The sequence below is a fragment of the Leptotrichia shahii genome, from assembly GCF_008327825.1.
Classification (GTDB): Bacteria; Fusobacteriota; Fusobacteriia; order Fusobacteriales; family Leptotrichiaceae; genus Leptotrichia; species Leptotrichia shahii.
In genome coordinates, this window is record NZ_AP019827.1 from 611,491 (window position 1) to 626,499 (window position 15,009).

The 15,009-nt window shown below is 29.3% G+C and carries 16 protein-coding genes; all 16 read left to right on the plus strand.

Annotated features, from left to right (window positions below; all coding sequences use genetic code 11):
* Positions 1–414 precede the first annotated feature (414 nt).
* The 16 genes from F1564_RS02795 (at position 415) to F1564_RS02865 (ending at position 15,004) form a co-directional block, all read left to right on the plus strand.
* Positions 415–882, plus strand: a complete 468-nt coding sequence (locus F1564_RS02795) for a CopY/TcrY family copper transport repressor (RefSeq protein WP_018451436.1) — start codon at positions 415–417, stop codon at positions 880–882.
* A 33-nt stretch (positions 883–915) separates the two neighbouring features.
* Entirely contained in the window at positions 916–3,147 is a 2,232-nt protein-coding gene (locus F1564_RS02800; protein WP_018451437.1) for a heavy metal translocating P-type ATPase, read from the plus strand.
* 80 nt (positions 3,148–3,227) lie between these two features.
* Positions 3,228–3,986 (plus strand): DeoR/GlpR family DNA-binding transcription regulator, encoded by a 759-nt coding sequence (locus F1564_RS02805; protein ID WP_018451438.1) that lies wholly within the window; start codon positions 3,228–3,230, stop codon positions 3,984–3,986.
* 310 nt (positions 3,987–4,296) lie between these two features.
* Positions 4,297–4,719, plus strand: coding sequence for a galactose-6-phosphate isomerase subunit LacA (gene lacA / locus F1564_RS02810; protein ID WP_018451439.1), 423 nt, complete (start codon positions 4,297–4,299; stop codon positions 4,717–4,719).
* Between the two features lie 42 nt (positions 4,720–4,761).
* The gene (gene lacB, locus F1564_RS02815; RefSeq protein WP_026231304.1) at positions 4,762–5,277 is read left to right on the plus strand and encodes a galactose-6-phosphate isomerase subunit LacB; all 516 of its coding nucleotides are present in this window, start codon (positions 4,762–4,764) and stop codon (positions 5,275–5,277) included.
* 41 nt (positions 5,278–5,318) lie between these two features.
* A complete protein-coding gene (locus F1564_RS02820; protein ID WP_018451441.1) occupies positions 5,319–6,257 on the plus strand; it encodes a tagatose-6-phosphate kinase in 939 nt (312 codons plus the stop codon).
* Positions 6,258–6,478: 221 nt separating this feature from the next.
* On the plus strand, positions 6,479–7,456 hold the full coding sequence (gene lacD, locus F1564_RS02825; RefSeq protein ID WP_018451442.1) for a tagatose-bisphosphate aldolase: 978 nt from the start codon (positions 6,479–6,481) through the stop codon (positions 7,454–7,456).
* 39 nt (positions 7,457–7,495) lie between these two features.
* Positions 7,496–7,813, plus strand: coding sequence for a PTS lactose/cellobiose transporter subunit IIA (locus F1564_RS02830; RefSeq protein WP_018451443.1), 318 nt, complete (start codon positions 7,496–7,498; stop codon positions 7,811–7,813).
* Complete coding sequence (locus F1564_RS02835) at positions 7,813–9,516, plus strand: lactose-specific PTS transporter subunit EIIC (protein ID WP_018451444.1); 1,704 nt, start codon at positions 7,813–7,815, stop codon at positions 9,514–9,516. The genes F1564_RS02830 and F1564_RS02835 overlap by 1 nt, the downstream gene beginning before the upstream one ends.
* Before the next feature lie 53 nt (positions 9,517–9,569).
* Positions 9,570–10,976 carry a 6-phospho-beta-galactosidase gene (gene lacG / locus F1564_RS02840; protein WP_018451445.1) on the plus strand — a complete coding sequence of 469 codons (1,407 nt, stop codon included), beginning with the start codon at positions 9,570–9,572 and terminating at the stop codon, positions 10,974–10,976.
* A 219-nt stretch (positions 10,977–11,195) separates the two neighbouring features.
* A complete protein-coding gene (locus tag F1564_RS02845; RefSeq protein WP_018451446.1) occupies positions 11,196–12,203 on the plus strand; it encodes a LacI family DNA-binding transcriptional regulator in 1,008 nt (335 codons plus the stop codon).
* 239 nt (positions 12,204–12,442) lie between these two features.
* Positions 12,443–12,796, plus strand: coding sequence for an IS630 transposase-related protein (locus tag F1564_RS10255; protein ID WP_026231261.1), 354 nt, complete (start codon positions 12,443–12,445; stop codon positions 12,794–12,796).
* Positions 12,742–13,317, plus strand: coding sequence for an IS630 family transposase (locus F1564_RS02850; RefSeq protein ID WP_232053408.1), 576 nt, complete (start codon positions 12,742–12,744; stop codon positions 13,315–13,317). Before F1564_RS10255 ends, F1564_RS02850 begins: the two co-directional genes overlap by 55 nt.
* Before the next feature lie 180 nt (positions 13,318–13,497).
* Positions 13,498–14,100 carry a lysozyme inhibitor LprI family protein gene (locus tag F1564_RS02855; protein WP_018450760.1) on the plus strand — a complete coding sequence of 201 codons (603 nt, stop codon included), beginning with the start codon at positions 13,498–13,500 and terminating at the stop codon, positions 14,098–14,100.
* 150 nt (positions 14,101–14,250) lie between these two features.
* Positions 14,251–14,403, plus strand: coding sequence for a hypothetical protein (locus tag F1564_RS10080; RefSeq protein ID WP_154669379.1), 153 nt, complete (start codon positions 14,251–14,253; stop codon positions 14,401–14,403).
* Between the two features lie 142 nt (positions 14,404–14,545).
* Positions 14,546–15,004 (plus strand): hypothetical protein, encoded by a 459-nt coding sequence (locus F1564_RS02865; RefSeq protein ID WP_018450761.1) that lies wholly within the window; start codon positions 14,546–14,548, stop codon positions 15,002–15,004.
* Positions 15,005–15,009 lie beyond the last annotated feature (5 nt).

The following is a 15,009-nucleotide window of genomic DNA, read 5'->3' on the forward strand; positions in this document are numbered from 1 at the left end:
GGCCATAGAGGATTATTTTATAGTAAAATTTAATATTTTATTTAATATGATAAGTTTTAGAAAAAAATTGTTTAGTAATATTTACATAATATCTCCATTAAATTTTTAATATATTTGATAAATATTTTTAAATAAATTTTAGTAAAATATATAAAATTATTAATAAAAAAGAAATTTTTTTAGGAGCAGAGATGAAATTTAATATTAACCTTATTTAGTTATTCTGTAAATAATGTTCATCATAACAAAAAGGACTAGAAAAATCTATCCTTTAATGTTTACTTTTTTTATTGGAATTAATATATCTTTATACAATCTATAAAATGTAATAAAAAACTTGACAAAAAGCGATTATTGTTGTAAACTATACAATATAAAAGGATTACAAATGTAAATATAAAAGGAGGTGAGAATATGAAAGAAAGCTGCAAGATTGATAAAAAACAACATATAACGGATGCAGAATGGGAAATAATGCGAGTTGTGTGGGCAAATAGCGAAGTTACTAGCAAGTTTGTTACAGAGGTGCTTTGTGAGAAAATGAACTGGAAACAGGCTACAATAAAGACATTGTTAAACCGACTACTGGAAAAGAATATTTTGAAAAAGAGGGAAATTGGGAACAAGTATATTTATTCGACGGATTTTATGGAAAAAGAAGTAGCTAACAGTTATATATTAGGAACTTTTGATAAAATTTGTAAAACAAAAGTTGGTGAAATGATTGGAAAAGTTATTGAGAACAGTGAACTGAGTTTTAACGACTTGGACTTAATTTTAAAGGCTGTAGAGGAAAAGAGGAAAACGGCTGTGAAGGAAGTTTTGTGTGATTGTGTTGAAGGGCAGTGTAATTGCGAACATAGTGGACATAAGCATATTTAAGATATAGTGTACTAAATGAAGGAGGAAAAGATTATGGCAGAAAAAAACTATACAGTAACTGGAATGAGCTGTGCATCTTGTGCCAATGCTGTGGAAAAGGCACTTAATAAAAATAATGATATTAACGCTTCAGTTAATTTTGCAACTGAAAAATTGAATATTGAATATGATGAGAAGAAGTACAATTTTGATAAAATTAGGGAAATAGTGGAGTCGGCTGGGTATGGACTGGTTGAGGATATGACAGAAGATAAAAAGGTGGAACTTTATCAAGAGAAAATAAAAAGCTTGAAAAATCGATTAATTTTGGCAATTATTTTTGTTGTTCCACTTTTGTATATTTCGATGGGGCATATGCTTGGGGCAGCACTTCCTGAATTTTTGAATCCTAAGATAAATCCGCTTAATTTTGCATTGGCACAGTTTGTGCTGACTTTGCCTATTATTTATGCTGGGAGAGATTTTTTTTCACATGGATTTAAAAATTTAGTAAGAAAATCTCCAACAATGGATTCATTAATTGCTATTGGGGCAACAGCGGCGGTACTCTATGGAATTTACGCAACTTTTAGAATTGTAACTGTAGACCCTGAAGCACATATGGATTTATATTATGAGTCGGCTGGTACAATTATTACGTTAATCTTGTTTGGAAAACTGCTGGAGGCGAAAACAAAAGGTCAAACTTCATCGGCAATAAAAAAACTTATCGGACTTCAGCCTAAAAAGGCTAAAATCATTGAAAATGGAGCGGAAAAGGAAGTTCTGATTGAAAACTTGAAAGTTGGAGATATTGTTATTGTGAAGCCGGGAGAAAAAATTGCGGTGGACGGAAGGATTGTGGAAGGGGCGACTTCTGTTGATGAGTCAATGTTGACAGGAGAAAGTTTGCCGGTAAGCAAAAAAGTTGGGGACAAGGTTGTTGGAGGAAGTATTAATAAAAATGGAAGTATCAGGTTTGAGGCAACTGAAATTGGTAAAAATACAGTTTTGTCGCAAATTATAAAGCTGGTTGAGGAGGCACAGGGGTCAAAGGCTCCTATTTCTAGAATGGCAGATATTGTGTCGGCGTATTTTGTGCCAATTGTTATTGGGATTGCGATAATTACAGGGATTGCTTGGTTTCTGAGTGGAAGTGGATTGGTTACTGCATTGTCGTTTTTCATCGCTGTACTTGTAATTGCGTGTCCGTGTGCATTGGGACTTGCGACACCTACATCAATAATGGTTGGAACTGGAAAAGGGGCTGAAAACGGTATCCTTATCAAAAGTGGAGAAGCTCTTGAAACAGCACATAAAATTAAAACTGTTGTCTTTGATAAGACTGGTACGATTACGAAAGGAAAGCCTGTACTGACTGATTTGATTGCTTATGGAAATTATAGCGAGAATGAATTGTTAAAAATTGCTGCAAGTGTAGAAAATGATTCAGAGCATCCATTGGCAGAAGCAATCGTAAATGAAGCAAAAGAGAAAAATATTGAAATTAAGCCATATGAAAAATTTAGGGCAATGCCAGGTTACGGTATTCGTGCAACATTTGAAGGTAAGGAAGTGCAAATTGGAAATAGAAAACTGATGGAAAACCGAAAAATCAATGTGGAAATTTCCCAAAAAGATTATGATATTTTGTCAAATGAAGGAAAAACACCAATGTATATTTCGATTGATAACGAATTGGCAGGAATTGTTGCGGTTGCTGATGTTATTAAGGAAACAAGCAAGGAAGCTATAGAAAAACTGAAAAAAATGGGAATCAAGACAATAATGCTAACTGGAGATAACGAAAAAACTGCGAAATTTATCGCAAAACAAGTGGGAATAGATGATGTAATTTCAGAAGTATTACCTTATCAAAAATCTCAAAAAATAAAGAAACTTCAGGAGAAAGATGAATTTGTTGCAATGGTTGGAGATGGAATTAACGATTCTCCAGCATTGGCTCAGGCAAACGTTGGAATTGCAATAGGAAATGGAACAGATGTTGCGATAGAATCGGCTGATATCGTCTTAATTAGGAATGATTTGAGAGATGTTGCGGGTGCAATAGCATTAAGTAAAGCGACAATCACAAATATAAAGGAAAATCTGTTCTGGGCATTCTTTTATAACGTACTTGGAATACCATTTGCCGCTGGAATATTTTATGCATTCTTCAATGGTCCGAAATTGGATCCGATGATAGCGGCTTTTGCGATGTCGTTTAGTTCAGTGTCAGTTTTGGGAAATGCTTTAAGATTGAATTTTTTAAGAATAGAAAAATAAAAAAATGAAAAAGTAAAATTTTTATGATATAATTTACTTAAATAAAAGTTATGTTTAAAATCAAAAGAAGGTGTTTTTAAATGTTAAGCAAAAATAAACGGTTGGAAGCAATAACGAAAATAGTTGAGCAAAAAGGGACGGTGAGAGTCTCGGAAATAGTTACGAGCCTGAATGTTTCCGATATGACTGTAAGGCGAGATTTTACTGAGCTGGAGGAATTAGGAATATTAAAAAGAACACATGGGGGAGCTAAAAGTAAAAATACATTTCAGTATAAGGAGTTATCGCATGAGGATAAATATGTCTTGAATATAGAGAAGAAGAGAGAAATAGCTCTAAAAGCTGTAAAATTATTAGAAGAAGGGGATACAATTTTTTTAGGTCCTGGAACAACAGTTGAATTGTTGGCGAAAGAAATCAATCTTAAGTCACTTAGAGTTTTAACAAATTGTTTACCTATTTTTGAAATTTTGTCTGAAAAAAAAAGTGAGACTTTCAATATGTTCCTTGTCGGAGGAGAATTTAGAAAAATGACGAAGTCGTTTGTAGGAGAAATAGCAAATATGACACTAAAAAATATGAATTTTAATAAAATGTTTTTTAGCTGCAATGCAATAAAAGAAAACGATATTATGACATCTACATTTGAAGAAAGTTATACGCAAGAAATAGTTTTGAATAATTCAGAAGAAAAATATTTACTTGTGGATGATTCAAAAATTGAAAAAAAAGATTTTATAAATTTTTACACTTTGGATAAATTGACGGGAATTGTAATAAATAGCACTGAACAAGAAATATTAAATAAAATAGAGAAATATGTAAATTTAATTATTTAATAAAAATTTTAGAAAAAATATAATTGTACCAAAAAACTTAAAGTTTGGAGGTACTTTTTTTTTGCCAAATTTTAAATTCAAATTGTCAAGTTAAAAAATTTTTCATAATTTAAACTATAATTAAACTTTGTTTACTAAAATATAATTCATAAAAAATAGACAAATATGTAAATATTAAAAATTTTGTTTACTAAACAAATAAACAATTTTATGTTTGAAATACAAACAAAAACTATTGTTTTTTGTTTTTTTTGAGGTATACTCTTAACAGAAAAAGTAAAAGATTATTAAAATAAAGGAGATGACCATGATGAAAGTAATATTAGGTGCTGATGTGGATGGAAAAAATTTGAAAGACTACGTTAAAAATTTTCTTTTGGAAAATGGATATGATGTAGTTGATGTGTCAGAGGATAAGGATTTTGTGGATACAACTTGCGCAGTAGCAAAAGAAGTTTTGTCTAGTGATGATAATTTGGGAGTTGTATTTGATGCATACGGTGCTGGAAGTTTTATGGTTGCTACAAAAATAAAAGGAATGATAGCAGCAGAAGTTTCTGACGAGAGATCAGCATATATGACTAGAAGACACAATAATTCTAGAATCATAACAATCGGTTCTGAAATCGTTGGAAAGGGACTTGCTAAGAATATTGTAAAAGATTTCTTAGGTGCTGGATATGATGGTGGAAGACATCAAATTAGAGTGGATATGTTAAATAAAATGTGTTAGGTTATTTAATTAAAAAATAAAAAAAGAAGGATGGTAAAAAATATGAAAATAGCAATAGGATGTGATCACATCGTAACAGATGTAAAAATGGCATTATCGGATTTTTTGAAATCGCAAGGTTATGAAGTTTTAGATTGTGGAACTTACGATTTTACGAGAACACATTATCCAATTTATGGTAGAAGGGTTGGAGAAGCTGTTGTGAGTGGAAAAGCTGACTTAGGTGTTTGTATTTGTGGAACTGGAGTTGGAATTAATAACAGTGTAAATAAAGTTCCAGGAGTTCGTTCAGCATTAGTTAGAGATATGACTTCAGCACTTTATGCAAAAGAACATTTGAATGCAAATGTAATTGGATTTGGTGGTGCAATAACAGGAAAATTATTATTATTTGATATTGTGGAAGCCTTTATAAAAGCAGAATACAAAAAAACTGAAGAAAGTGAAAAATTAATTGCCAAGATTAAAGCAGTAGAGACTGTAAATCCTGACCAAAAAAATGATGATTTCTTTGACGAATTTTTAGAAAAATGGGACAGAGGAGAATACAAAGATTAGGAAAAAATTAACGTTCAATTTTAAGAAAGGAGCTGATTAAAATGATTTTGACAGTAACGATGAATCCATCTGTGGATATTTCCTATCCTTTGGAAAAATTTAATTTAGATACTGTAAATAGAGTAGTCGAAGTTAGCAAAACACCTGGTGGAAAAGGTTTAAATGTAACAAGAGTATTAAAACAGTTAAACGACGAAGTTGTTGCAACTGGACTTATAGGTGGAGCATTGGGTACAGATATTCAAAAGAAATTATCAGAAATAGGAATAAAAAATGATTTCTTTGAAATTTCAGGGGAAACTAGAAACTGTATTGCGATTTTGCACGAGGGGAATCAAACTGAAATTTTAGAAAAAGGACCGACTATAACAAAATCTGAAAGTGAAGATTTTTTGAGACACTTTGAAAAATTAGTAAAAGATGAAGAAACTAAAATTATTGCTATTTCAGGAAGTTTACCAGATGGATTGGAAATTGATTACTATTCAAAAATGATTGGAATTTGTGAAAAATACAAAAAACCGGTTGTATTAGACTGTTCAGGAAAATCGTTATTAGAAGTCTTAAAAAATGAACATAAACCAAAAGTAATAAAACCTAATACAGAAGAATTAGCACAATTAATTGGAAAAGATGTATCTAAAGATCCAAATGAATTAAAAGAAATTTTAAAAGAAAAATTATTTGAAAAAATTGAATGGATAATTGTTTCGCTTGGAGCAGATGGAGCTTTTGCAAAACATAATGATAAATTTTATAAAGTAAATGTGCCTAGTATAAAGGTTGTTAATCCTGTAGGTTCAGGGGACTCGACAGTTGCGGGAATAACATCGGCAATTCATGAAAATGCAAATGATGAAGATTTATTAAGAAAAGCAAATGTTCTTGGGATGTTGAATGCAATGGAAAATTTGACAGGATTTGTGAATTTGAAAAATTATGAAGAGTTGTTTATCAAAATTGAAATAATTAATTTATAAATTTTGATTTTGTGTTCCTATATTTCTAGTTATACTGTAAGATTGTTAAATCTGAATATGAAAATCGTAAATTCCCTACAAAACTATATCTCATTAGTTGCTGGAAAAATAGGAACACTAAAAAAATCAAAGAACAAAAATTGAAATAAAAAAGATTATATTAAAAATGTTTATAAAAACTTAGTGAGAGTTTTTATTGAATTTATAAGGAGGAAAAAACAATGAAATTAACAGAACAAAAAAGAAAATATTTAGAAAATTTAAGTGATAAAAATGGATTTATATCAGCACTAGCAATTGACCAAAGAGGAGCTTTGAAAAAGATGTTAAATAAACATCAAGAATCTGAAGCAACAGCTGAACAAATAAAAGAGTTTAAAGTATTAGTTTCAAAACATTTAACAAAATATTCTTCTTCAATTTTACTAGATCCTGAATATGGATTGGATGCAGCAAAAGCTAGAGATAAAGACGCTGGATTATTATTAGCTTATGAAAAGACAGGATATGATGCAAACGCAGTTGGAAGATTGCCAGACTGTCTTGTTGACTGGTCAGCAAAAAGATTAAAAGAAGAAGGAGCAGACGCTGTAAAATTCTTGTTATACTATGATGTAGATGAAAGCGATGAAATCAATAATCAAAAGAAAGCATACATGGAAAGAGTCGGAGCTGAATGTGTAGCTGAAGATATTCCGTTCTTCTTAGAAATTTTAAGCTATAACTACAAAGACGCTGACAACAGTACAGCAGAATTTGCAAAATTAAAACCAAGAAAAGTTATTGAAGCAATGAAAGAGTTCTCTAACCCAAGATATAACGTAGATGTATTGAAAGTAGAAGTTCCTGTAAATATGAAATATGTTGAAGGATTTGCTGATGGAGAAGTTGTTTATACTAAAGAAGAAGCAGCAAGCTATTTCAAACAACAAGATGAAGCAACAAACTTGCCATATATTTATTTAAGTGCTGGAGTTAGTGCTAAATTATTCCAAGATACATTAAAATTTGCTCATGATTCAGGAGCTAAATTCAATGGAGTATTATGTGGAAGAGCAACTTGGGCAAATGGAGTAGAAGTATTTGCAAAAGATGGAGAAGAAGCAGCAGTAAACTGGTTAAATACAGTTGGAAGAAAAAATATTGAAGAATTAAATGAAGTAGTTGCAAAAACTGCTACATCTTGGAAAGAAAAATAGGATTAAAAACCAAAAAAGTACAGAAAGAAGGGAATAGAAATGACAAAAGAAGATGTAACAATGGTTGGATTTGAAATAGTAGCTTATGCGGGAGATGCAAGATCTAAATTGATGATTGCATTAAATAAAGCACAAAATGGAGAGTTTGAAGAAGCTGAAAATTTAGTAAAAGAAGCTGAGGAATGTTTAGTTGGTGCTCATAATTCACAAACAGATATTTTAGGTAAAGAAGCAGCTGGAGAAGATTTGGAAATGAGTTTTATTATGATTCATGGACAAGATCATTTAATGACAACAATATTATTGAAAGAATTAATGAAACATTTAATAGAATTATATAAAAGAGGAGCAAAGTAATGGAAAAACTAATTGAATTTATAGAAAAAGGAAAACCTTTTTTTGAGAAATTATCTCGGAATATATATTTAAGAGCAATTCGTGATGGTTTTATAGCTGGTATGCCAGTTATATTATTCTCTAGTATTTTCATCTTAATTGCTTATGTTCCAAATGCTTTTGGATTTTTTTGGCCAAAAAGTATAGAAGCTTTGTTAATGAAACCATATAGTTATTCTATGGGAATCTTAGCATTTTTAGTAGCTGGAACAACAGCTAAATCATTAACAGATTCTGTGAATCGTTCTATGCCGGCAACTAATCAAGTTAATTATATTTCTACACTTTTAGCTTCAATGGTTGGTTTGTTATTGTTAGCAGCAGACCCTACTAAAGATGGATTTGCAACTGGATTTTTGGGGACAAAAGGACTTTTAACTGCATTTTTAGCATCATTTATAACTGTAACAATTTATAAATTTTGTATAAAAAATGAAGTAACTATTAAAATGCCTTCAGAAGTTCCACCTAACATTTCACAAGTTTTTAAAGATGTAATACCGTTTACTTTATCAGTTGTATCACTTTATATTCTTGATATTCTTGTACGTCATTTTATTGGTACAGGAGTTGCAGAAGCAGTAGGTAAACTTTTTGGACCGTTATTCTCGGCAGCTGATGGATATTTAGGAATTACTATTATATTTGGGGCCTTTGCATTCTTCTGGTTTGTTGGAATTCATGGACCTTCAATTGTAGAACCTGCTATTGCAGTTGTCACTTATGCTAATATAGATGCAAATTTGAATCTTATGAGAGCTGGACAGCATGCAGATAAAATTTTAACTTCAGGGACACAAATGTTTATAGTTACGATGGGAGGAACTGGAGCTACTTTGATTGTGCCGTTTATGTTTATGTGGATTTGTAAGTCTAAGAGAAATAAAGCTATTGGACGTGCTTCTGTTGTACCGACATTCTTTGGTGTAAATGAGCCAATTTTATTTGGTGCTCCAATTGTATTAAATCCAGTATTCTTTATACCATTTATCTTTGCACCAATAGTAAATGTCTGGATTTTTAAAGTATTTATAGATGTGCTTAAAATGAATAGTTTTACTGCTAATCTTCCATGGACAACTCCAGGACCATTAGGAATAATATTAGGAACAAATCTTCAAGTATTATCATTCATTTTAGCGGCACTTTTAATTGTTGTAGACTTTATTATTTATTATCCATTTATAAAAGTATATGATAAACAAATTCTTGAAGAAGAACGTTTAGGAACTACAAATAACGAATTAAAAGAAAAAGTTGCTGCAAACTTCAACACTGAAAAAGCAAATAATATTCTTGAAAAGGCTGGTGTTGAAAAAACTGCTGCTGTTAAAAATAATATAACAAAAGAAACAAATGTACTTGTATTATGTGCTGGTGGAGGAACAAGTGGACTTTTGGCTAATGCTTTAAATAAGGCAGCAAAAGAATTTGATGTTCCTGTTAAAGCTGCAGCAGGTGGATATGGTGCACATCGTGAAATACTTCCTGAATTTGATTTGGTTATTCTTGCACCGCAAGTTGCATCAAATTTTGAAGATATGAAGGCAGAGACTGATAAGCTAGGAATTAAATTAGCTAAAACCGAAGGAGCTCAATACATTAAATTGACTCGTGATGGTAAGGGTGCATTAGATTTTGTGCAAGCACAATTTCAAGATTAATTAATATATTTTAATACTAAGTAATAGTTTTATATAATTATGGAGGTTTAATTATGTCAAAAAAATTACCAGAAGATTTCATTTTTGGTGGAGCGACAGCAGCATATCAAGCTGAAGGTGCAACAAAAACAGATGGTAAAGGTCGTGTTGCCTGGGATACTTTTTTGGAAGAAAATTATTGGTATACAGCTGAGCCAGCAAGTGATTTTTACAATCAATATCCAGTAGATTTGAAACTTTGTGAAGAATTTGGTATAAATGGAATAAGAATTTCAATTGCATGGTCTAGAGTTTTTCCAAATGGATATGGAGAAGTGAATCCTAAAGGAGTGGAGTTTTACCACAAATTATTTGCTGAATGTAAAAAAAGAAAGGTTGAGCCTTTTGTAACGCTTCATCATTTTGATACGCCAGAAGTTTTACATTCAAATGGAGACTTTTTAAATCGTGAAAATATAGAACATTTTGTAGATTATGCTAAATTCTGTTTTGAAGAATTTACTGAAGTAAATTATTGGACAACATTTAATGAAATAGGTCCTATTGGAGATGGACAATACCTTGTTGGAAAATTTCCTCCAGGAATAAAATATGATTTTGAAAAATTATTTCAATCACATCACAATATGGTATTAGCACATGCAAAAGCAGTAAACTTATTTAAGAAAAATGGTTATCATGGAGAAATAGGAATGGTTTGTGCATTGCCAACAAAATATCCTTATGATCCAAATAATCCTGAAGATGTAAGAGCAGCTGAGCTAGATGATATTATCCATAATAAATTCATTTTGGATGCTACTTTTAAAGGTGAGTATTCAAAAGACACAATGGAAGGTGTAAATCATATTTTAGAAGTTAATGGCGGAAAATTAGATTTAAGAGAAGAAGATTTTGAAGAATTGAAAGCTGCAAAAGACTTAAATGATTTTCTTGGAATAAATTATTATATGAGTGACTGGATGGCTGAATATGATGGTGAAACTGAAATTATTCATAATGCTACTGGAAATAAAGGAAGTTCTAAATATCAAATAAAAGGTGTAGGACAAAGAAAAGCTAATGAAAGTATTCCAAGAACTGACTGGGATTGGATAATTTATCCAAAAGGGCTTTATGATCAAATTTCAAGAGTTAAAAGAGATTATCCAAACTATAAAAAAATCTATATTACTGAAAATGGTTTAGGATATAAAGATGTTTTTGAAGACAATACAGTATATGACGATGCAAGAATAGATTACATAAGACAACATTTGGAAGTAATTTCAGATGCGATAAAAGATGGAGCTGATGTAAAAGGATATTTCCTATGGTCGTTAATGGATGTATTTTCTTGGTCAAATGGATATGAAAAACGTTATGGATTATTCTATGTTGATTTTGAAACACAAAAACGTTATCCTAAGAAGAGTGCATATTGGTATAAAAAAGTTGCAGAAACAAAAGAAGTTGAATAAGAAAATTGGGGATAGTTTTGATTATCCCCATTTGTAGTAAAAATTTTTAATTAAATAAATGATTTCTTACTTTTTTTATTATACAATATAATATATTTATTATAAGTTTATCTCTATTTTAATTTTTAAAAAGTTATTATTTTCGATGTGTTTCTATTTAGGTATGTTGATAAAATAAAGTATTATAAAAATTTTTAAATTAATAGGGAGGAGGACAAAATGGCTACAATTAGAGAAGTTGCAAAAAAAGCGGGAGTTTCAATAACAACAGTTTCCAGAATATTAAATAATGACGATAGTTTTAATGTAAGTAAAATTACAAAAGAAAAAGTTTTGGAAGCAGTAAAACAACTAAATTATGAAAGAAAGAAAAATAAAAATAAAATATCCCAGTCAAATATTTCAATAATAAAGTGTTTTGATGAAAAAATTGAAAACGAAGATCCCTATTTTGTTTCTTTAAAAATAAATTTAGAGAATATGTTAAAAAAAATTTTTTCAAAAGTAAAAATTCTTAATTTAGATGAAATTGAAAGATTAATGAAACACAACGAGATATCAACTTTTTCTTTTGCGGATGCAATTATTTTTATAGGTGAAATAAGTAAAAAAAAATTAAAATTTTTTAAAAAATTAAATAAGAATATTATTTGTGTAGATATGTACGATACAGATAATATCATAGATTATGTTAAATTTGATACAAGAAATTCTGTTGAAATGGTTTTAGATTATATTTTTAAATTAAATCATAAAAAAATAGGATTACTAGTTGGAAGAAATAAAGTGGTAAAAAACTTAGTAGATTTTCGTGAGAAATATTTTAAGGAAATAATGATAAGAAATGGATTGTACAGAGAGGAATATTTGAAAGTTGGAGATTTTTCGATGGAAAGTGGCTATATTATGATGAAAGAAATTTTAAAATTGGAAGACAGACCGACAGCAGTTTTCTGTGGAAACGATTCAATTGCAATGGGAGCATATAAAGCAATTAGAGAAAATAAGTTAAAAATTCCAGAAGATATATCAATAATAGGATTTAACGATTTAAAATTATCGCAATATTTTATTCCGCCTTTAACAACCATAAAAATTGACACAAAATTAATTGCTCAAGAAACAGTAAATTCTTTAGTTGAATTACTAGAAGGAAAAAGAAATTATCATAAAAAAGTTTTTCTGCCTATTGAGTTAATTGAAAGACAAAGTTGTCAAAAAATATAAGTTGTAACGTAAAAATTTTTCCCCCATCCAAAAAATAAAAATAATTAGGTAATCAGATTTTTGTCAGGTTACCTTTTTTATTTATAAAGAAATTAGAGTTATATTTTTTATAAACAATCTTTATTTTATTTCTTCATTTAAAGAAAAGATTTATTATAAATTTCTTTAGCAAGAGGGTCTTGATCCTTTTATAGTGAAACTCATACAAAACCGACCTAAAAATATGGTATAATAACTTTATGGCATATGAAAAAGATTATAGGAAAAGAATTTTAAATTTTTATTACGAAAATGGAAAAACAAAAACATTATTTCAGTTCAACATAAGTTCCAGCACATTGTACGGATGGATAAAACTTAAGAATGAAACAGGAGATCTTTCATCAAGAACACGGAAAAGAAAATTTAAGGTGCTTGATTCTGAAAAACTTGATGAATATATGAAAAATCCAAAGAATGCAGATAAATACATCCGTGAAATAGCAAAGGATTTTGGCTGTGGAAAGGAGACAGTGAGGGCAGCACTGAAAAAATTAGGATACACAAGAAAAAAAAACAGACAAAATACAGGGAGCAGGACGAGAAAAAAGTAAATAGATATTTAAAAAAATTATCAGAAGCAGGTTCAGACAGAGAAATAATCTATATTGATGAAACAGGCTTTGACGAATATTACTACCGTGAATACGGCTGGAGTAAGAGGAGAATATCTATTGAAGGGAAGAAAAGAGGATTAAGATATTCAAGAATAAATCTGGTTGCTGGAAAAATAGGGAATGCCCTGATAGGAAGTATGATATACAAGGAAACAATGAAAAGTGAATTTTTTGAAGAATGGTTCAGAGAAATACTTTTAAGAGATATTGAAAAATTAGAAAAGAGAGTTCTAATAGTGATGGATAATGCGAGATTTCATAGAAAGAATATATTAGAAAAGATAATTAAGGGAACGGGGCATTGTCGATTATTTCTTCCGCCGTATTCATCGGATTTAAATCCAATAGAAAAATTATGGGCTAATATGAAGAAAAAATTAAAAGACATAGCCCATAATTTTAATACACTAGAAGAAGCAGTTACTTCTGTTTTATTTAATAAATTAGTCCAGTTTTAAATAGGTTTTACTATATATTTAGTTTTCTATAAAATGTGAATTTATAAAAATCAAATAAATTTAGATTTGAATAATTATAAAATTATATTAATTATATTGACTTTTTTAAAATTTATAGTATAATGAATATCGAAAAAAAAATAACAAATTATTAATAATTTTATAAACTGGAGGAAATCTATGAAAAAGAAATACCTAATTACTAAATTAGTAATTATCCTGATATTGTCCTTAGTTATATCTTGTCAGAATAAAAATGCTGAATTAGAGAAAAAAATTGAAAAATTAGAAAAGGAAAATGCTGAAATATTACAAAAACAGCAGAATATTCAGACAAGTACTGTTCAAGCAAATCCTGAAAACACAGAAACAAAAAAAATTGAGAAAACTTCACAACCAAAAATATCAAACTATGAAAATAAAGTAAGAAGCAGAATTGCTAGTTACGAGGCTGCAAGAGACAAAGTAAGCGATGAATATGGATGGAGTCCAGAAGAAACAAATGCAAATGGACGTCTTAATGAAAAATTGGATGATGAACTTACAAAAGTTTACAATTTAATTATGGCAAGATTATCTGAAAGTGAGAAAATAGAGTTCAGAAATAAACAACGACAATGGTTAAAAATTAGAACAAAGAAAGTTGAAAATTCAAATAACGGCGAAGATGGAAATCCTGGAATGGGAGGAAGAGCTGGAGCAAATGTTGAAATAATGACTTATCAAGAATTTACAAAAGACAGATTAATTGAATTTGCAAAAATATATGACAATATGAATTAGTAATTTTATAAAAGAAAGGAAAAAATAAAAATGAAAAACAAAATTTTAATATTAGGAATACTGGCTCTGATATCAGAAATGTAAGTACTGGATGGGCAAAACATAGAGATAGAATTATAAATGGTCTAAAATATTCCATAGAAAACAACAATGCTCAGAATTATAGCAGTTATCAAAACAATTATTATGATAACGATTATAACGATGACTATGATGACGATGATAGTGATTATGATTATGATGACTATTATTATTATGATGACTATTATTATTATTATTATTAAAATTTATAAGATTAAATAAATCAATTATGGTAAACGAATTCAAGATACAGGTAAGGTACATTTTCACATATTGTGCATCATTTTATACCTATATTGATTTTTATTTCAGAAGTTAAAATTTTAAATTAAAATAAATAAAATTTAGAAAGGAGAATGAAAAAATGAAAAAGATTTTTTTTAGTTTATTTTTATTATTTGTCAGTATTAGTTTTTCAAATTTTACTAGTAAAGGTGGTTCAATGTATTGTTTAAAAATAGGAAAAATTACAGAACTTAATGCAGGAGATCATTCTTTTAAAGCTGGATTATGTAGAATTACTACAACTTCTAATGAAAAAGTTGTTAAAAATGTAACAGTTATACAAAAAGGTGGATATATTGCGGATGGAAATGTTGATTTTGATGATAGATTAGTTTATGGAATAGCCTATAATTATTTAAAATATAATTCTAAATCCAATAAATTATTCGCATACGTTTTTGATCCATACAATCCTAATATAAAAGTAATAACTAATAATTTCTTAGCACCTGCAGAAAATATTGAAGACTACACCGACATCCTGTCATATAGATTTAATTACAATACTTTTGTATCGGATTATAATAGTGTTTATTAAAAAAT

What these genes read in the sequence shown, in the direction of transcription:
- F1564_RS02795 (WP_018451436.1), top strand. Translation starts at nt 415, where the DNA reads ATGAAAGAAAGCTGCAAGATTGATAAAAAACAACATATAACGGATGCA.
- F1564_RS02800 (WP_018451437.1), top strand. Translation starts at nt 916, where the DNA reads ATGGCAGAAAAAAACTATACAGTAACTGGAATGAGCTGTGCATCTTGT.
- F1564_RS02805 (WP_018451438.1), top strand. Translation starts at nt 3,228, where the DNA reads ATGTTAAGCAAAAATAAACGGTTGGAAGCAATAACGAAAATAGTTGAG.
- lacA (WP_018451439.1), top strand. Translation starts at nt 4,297, where the DNA reads ATGAAAGTAATATTAGGTGCTGATGTGGATGGAAAAAATTTGAAAGAC.
- lacB (WP_026231304.1), top strand. Translation starts at nt 4,762, where the DNA reads ATGAAAATAGCAATAGGATGTGATCACATCGTAACAGATGTAAAAATG.
- F1564_RS02820 (WP_018451441.1), top strand. Translation starts at nt 5,319, where the DNA reads ATGATTTTGACAGTAACGATGAATCCATCTGTGGATATTTCCTATCCT.
- lacD (WP_018451442.1), top strand. Translation starts at nt 6,479, where the DNA reads ATGAAATTAACAGAACAAAAAAGAAAATATTTAGAAAATTTAAGTGAT.
- F1564_RS02830 (WP_018451443.1), top strand. Translation starts at nt 7,496, where the DNA reads ATGACAAAAGAAGATGTAACAATGGTTGGATTTGAAATAGTAGCTTAT.
- F1564_RS02835 (WP_018451444.1), top strand. Translation starts at nt 7,813, where the DNA reads ATGGAAAAACTAATTGAATTTATAGAAAAAGGAAAACCTTTTTTTGAG.
- lacG (WP_018451445.1), top strand. Translation starts at nt 9,570, where the DNA reads ATGTCAAAAAAATTACCAGAAGATTTCATTTTTGGTGGAGCGACAGCA.
- F1564_RS02845 (WP_018451446.1), top strand. Translation starts at nt 11,196, where the DNA reads ATGGCTACAATTAGAGAAGTTGCAAAAAAAGCGGGAGTTTCAATAACA.
- F1564_RS10255 (WP_026231261.1), top strand. Translation starts at nt 12,443, where the DNA reads ATGGCATATGAAAAAGATTATAGGAAAAGAATTTTAAATTTTTATTAC.
- F1564_RS02855 (WP_018450760.1), top strand. Translation starts at nt 13,498, where the DNA reads ATGAAAAAGAAATACCTAATTACTAAATTAGTAATTATCCTGATATTG.
- F1564_RS10080 (WP_154669379.1), top strand. Translation starts at nt 14,251, where the DNA reads ATGCTCAGAATTATAGCAGTTATCAAAACAATTATTATGATAACGATT.
- F1564_RS02865 (WP_018450761.1), top strand. Translation starts at nt 14,546, where the DNA reads ATGAAAAAGATTTTTTTTAGTTTATTTTTATTATTTGTCAGTATTAGT.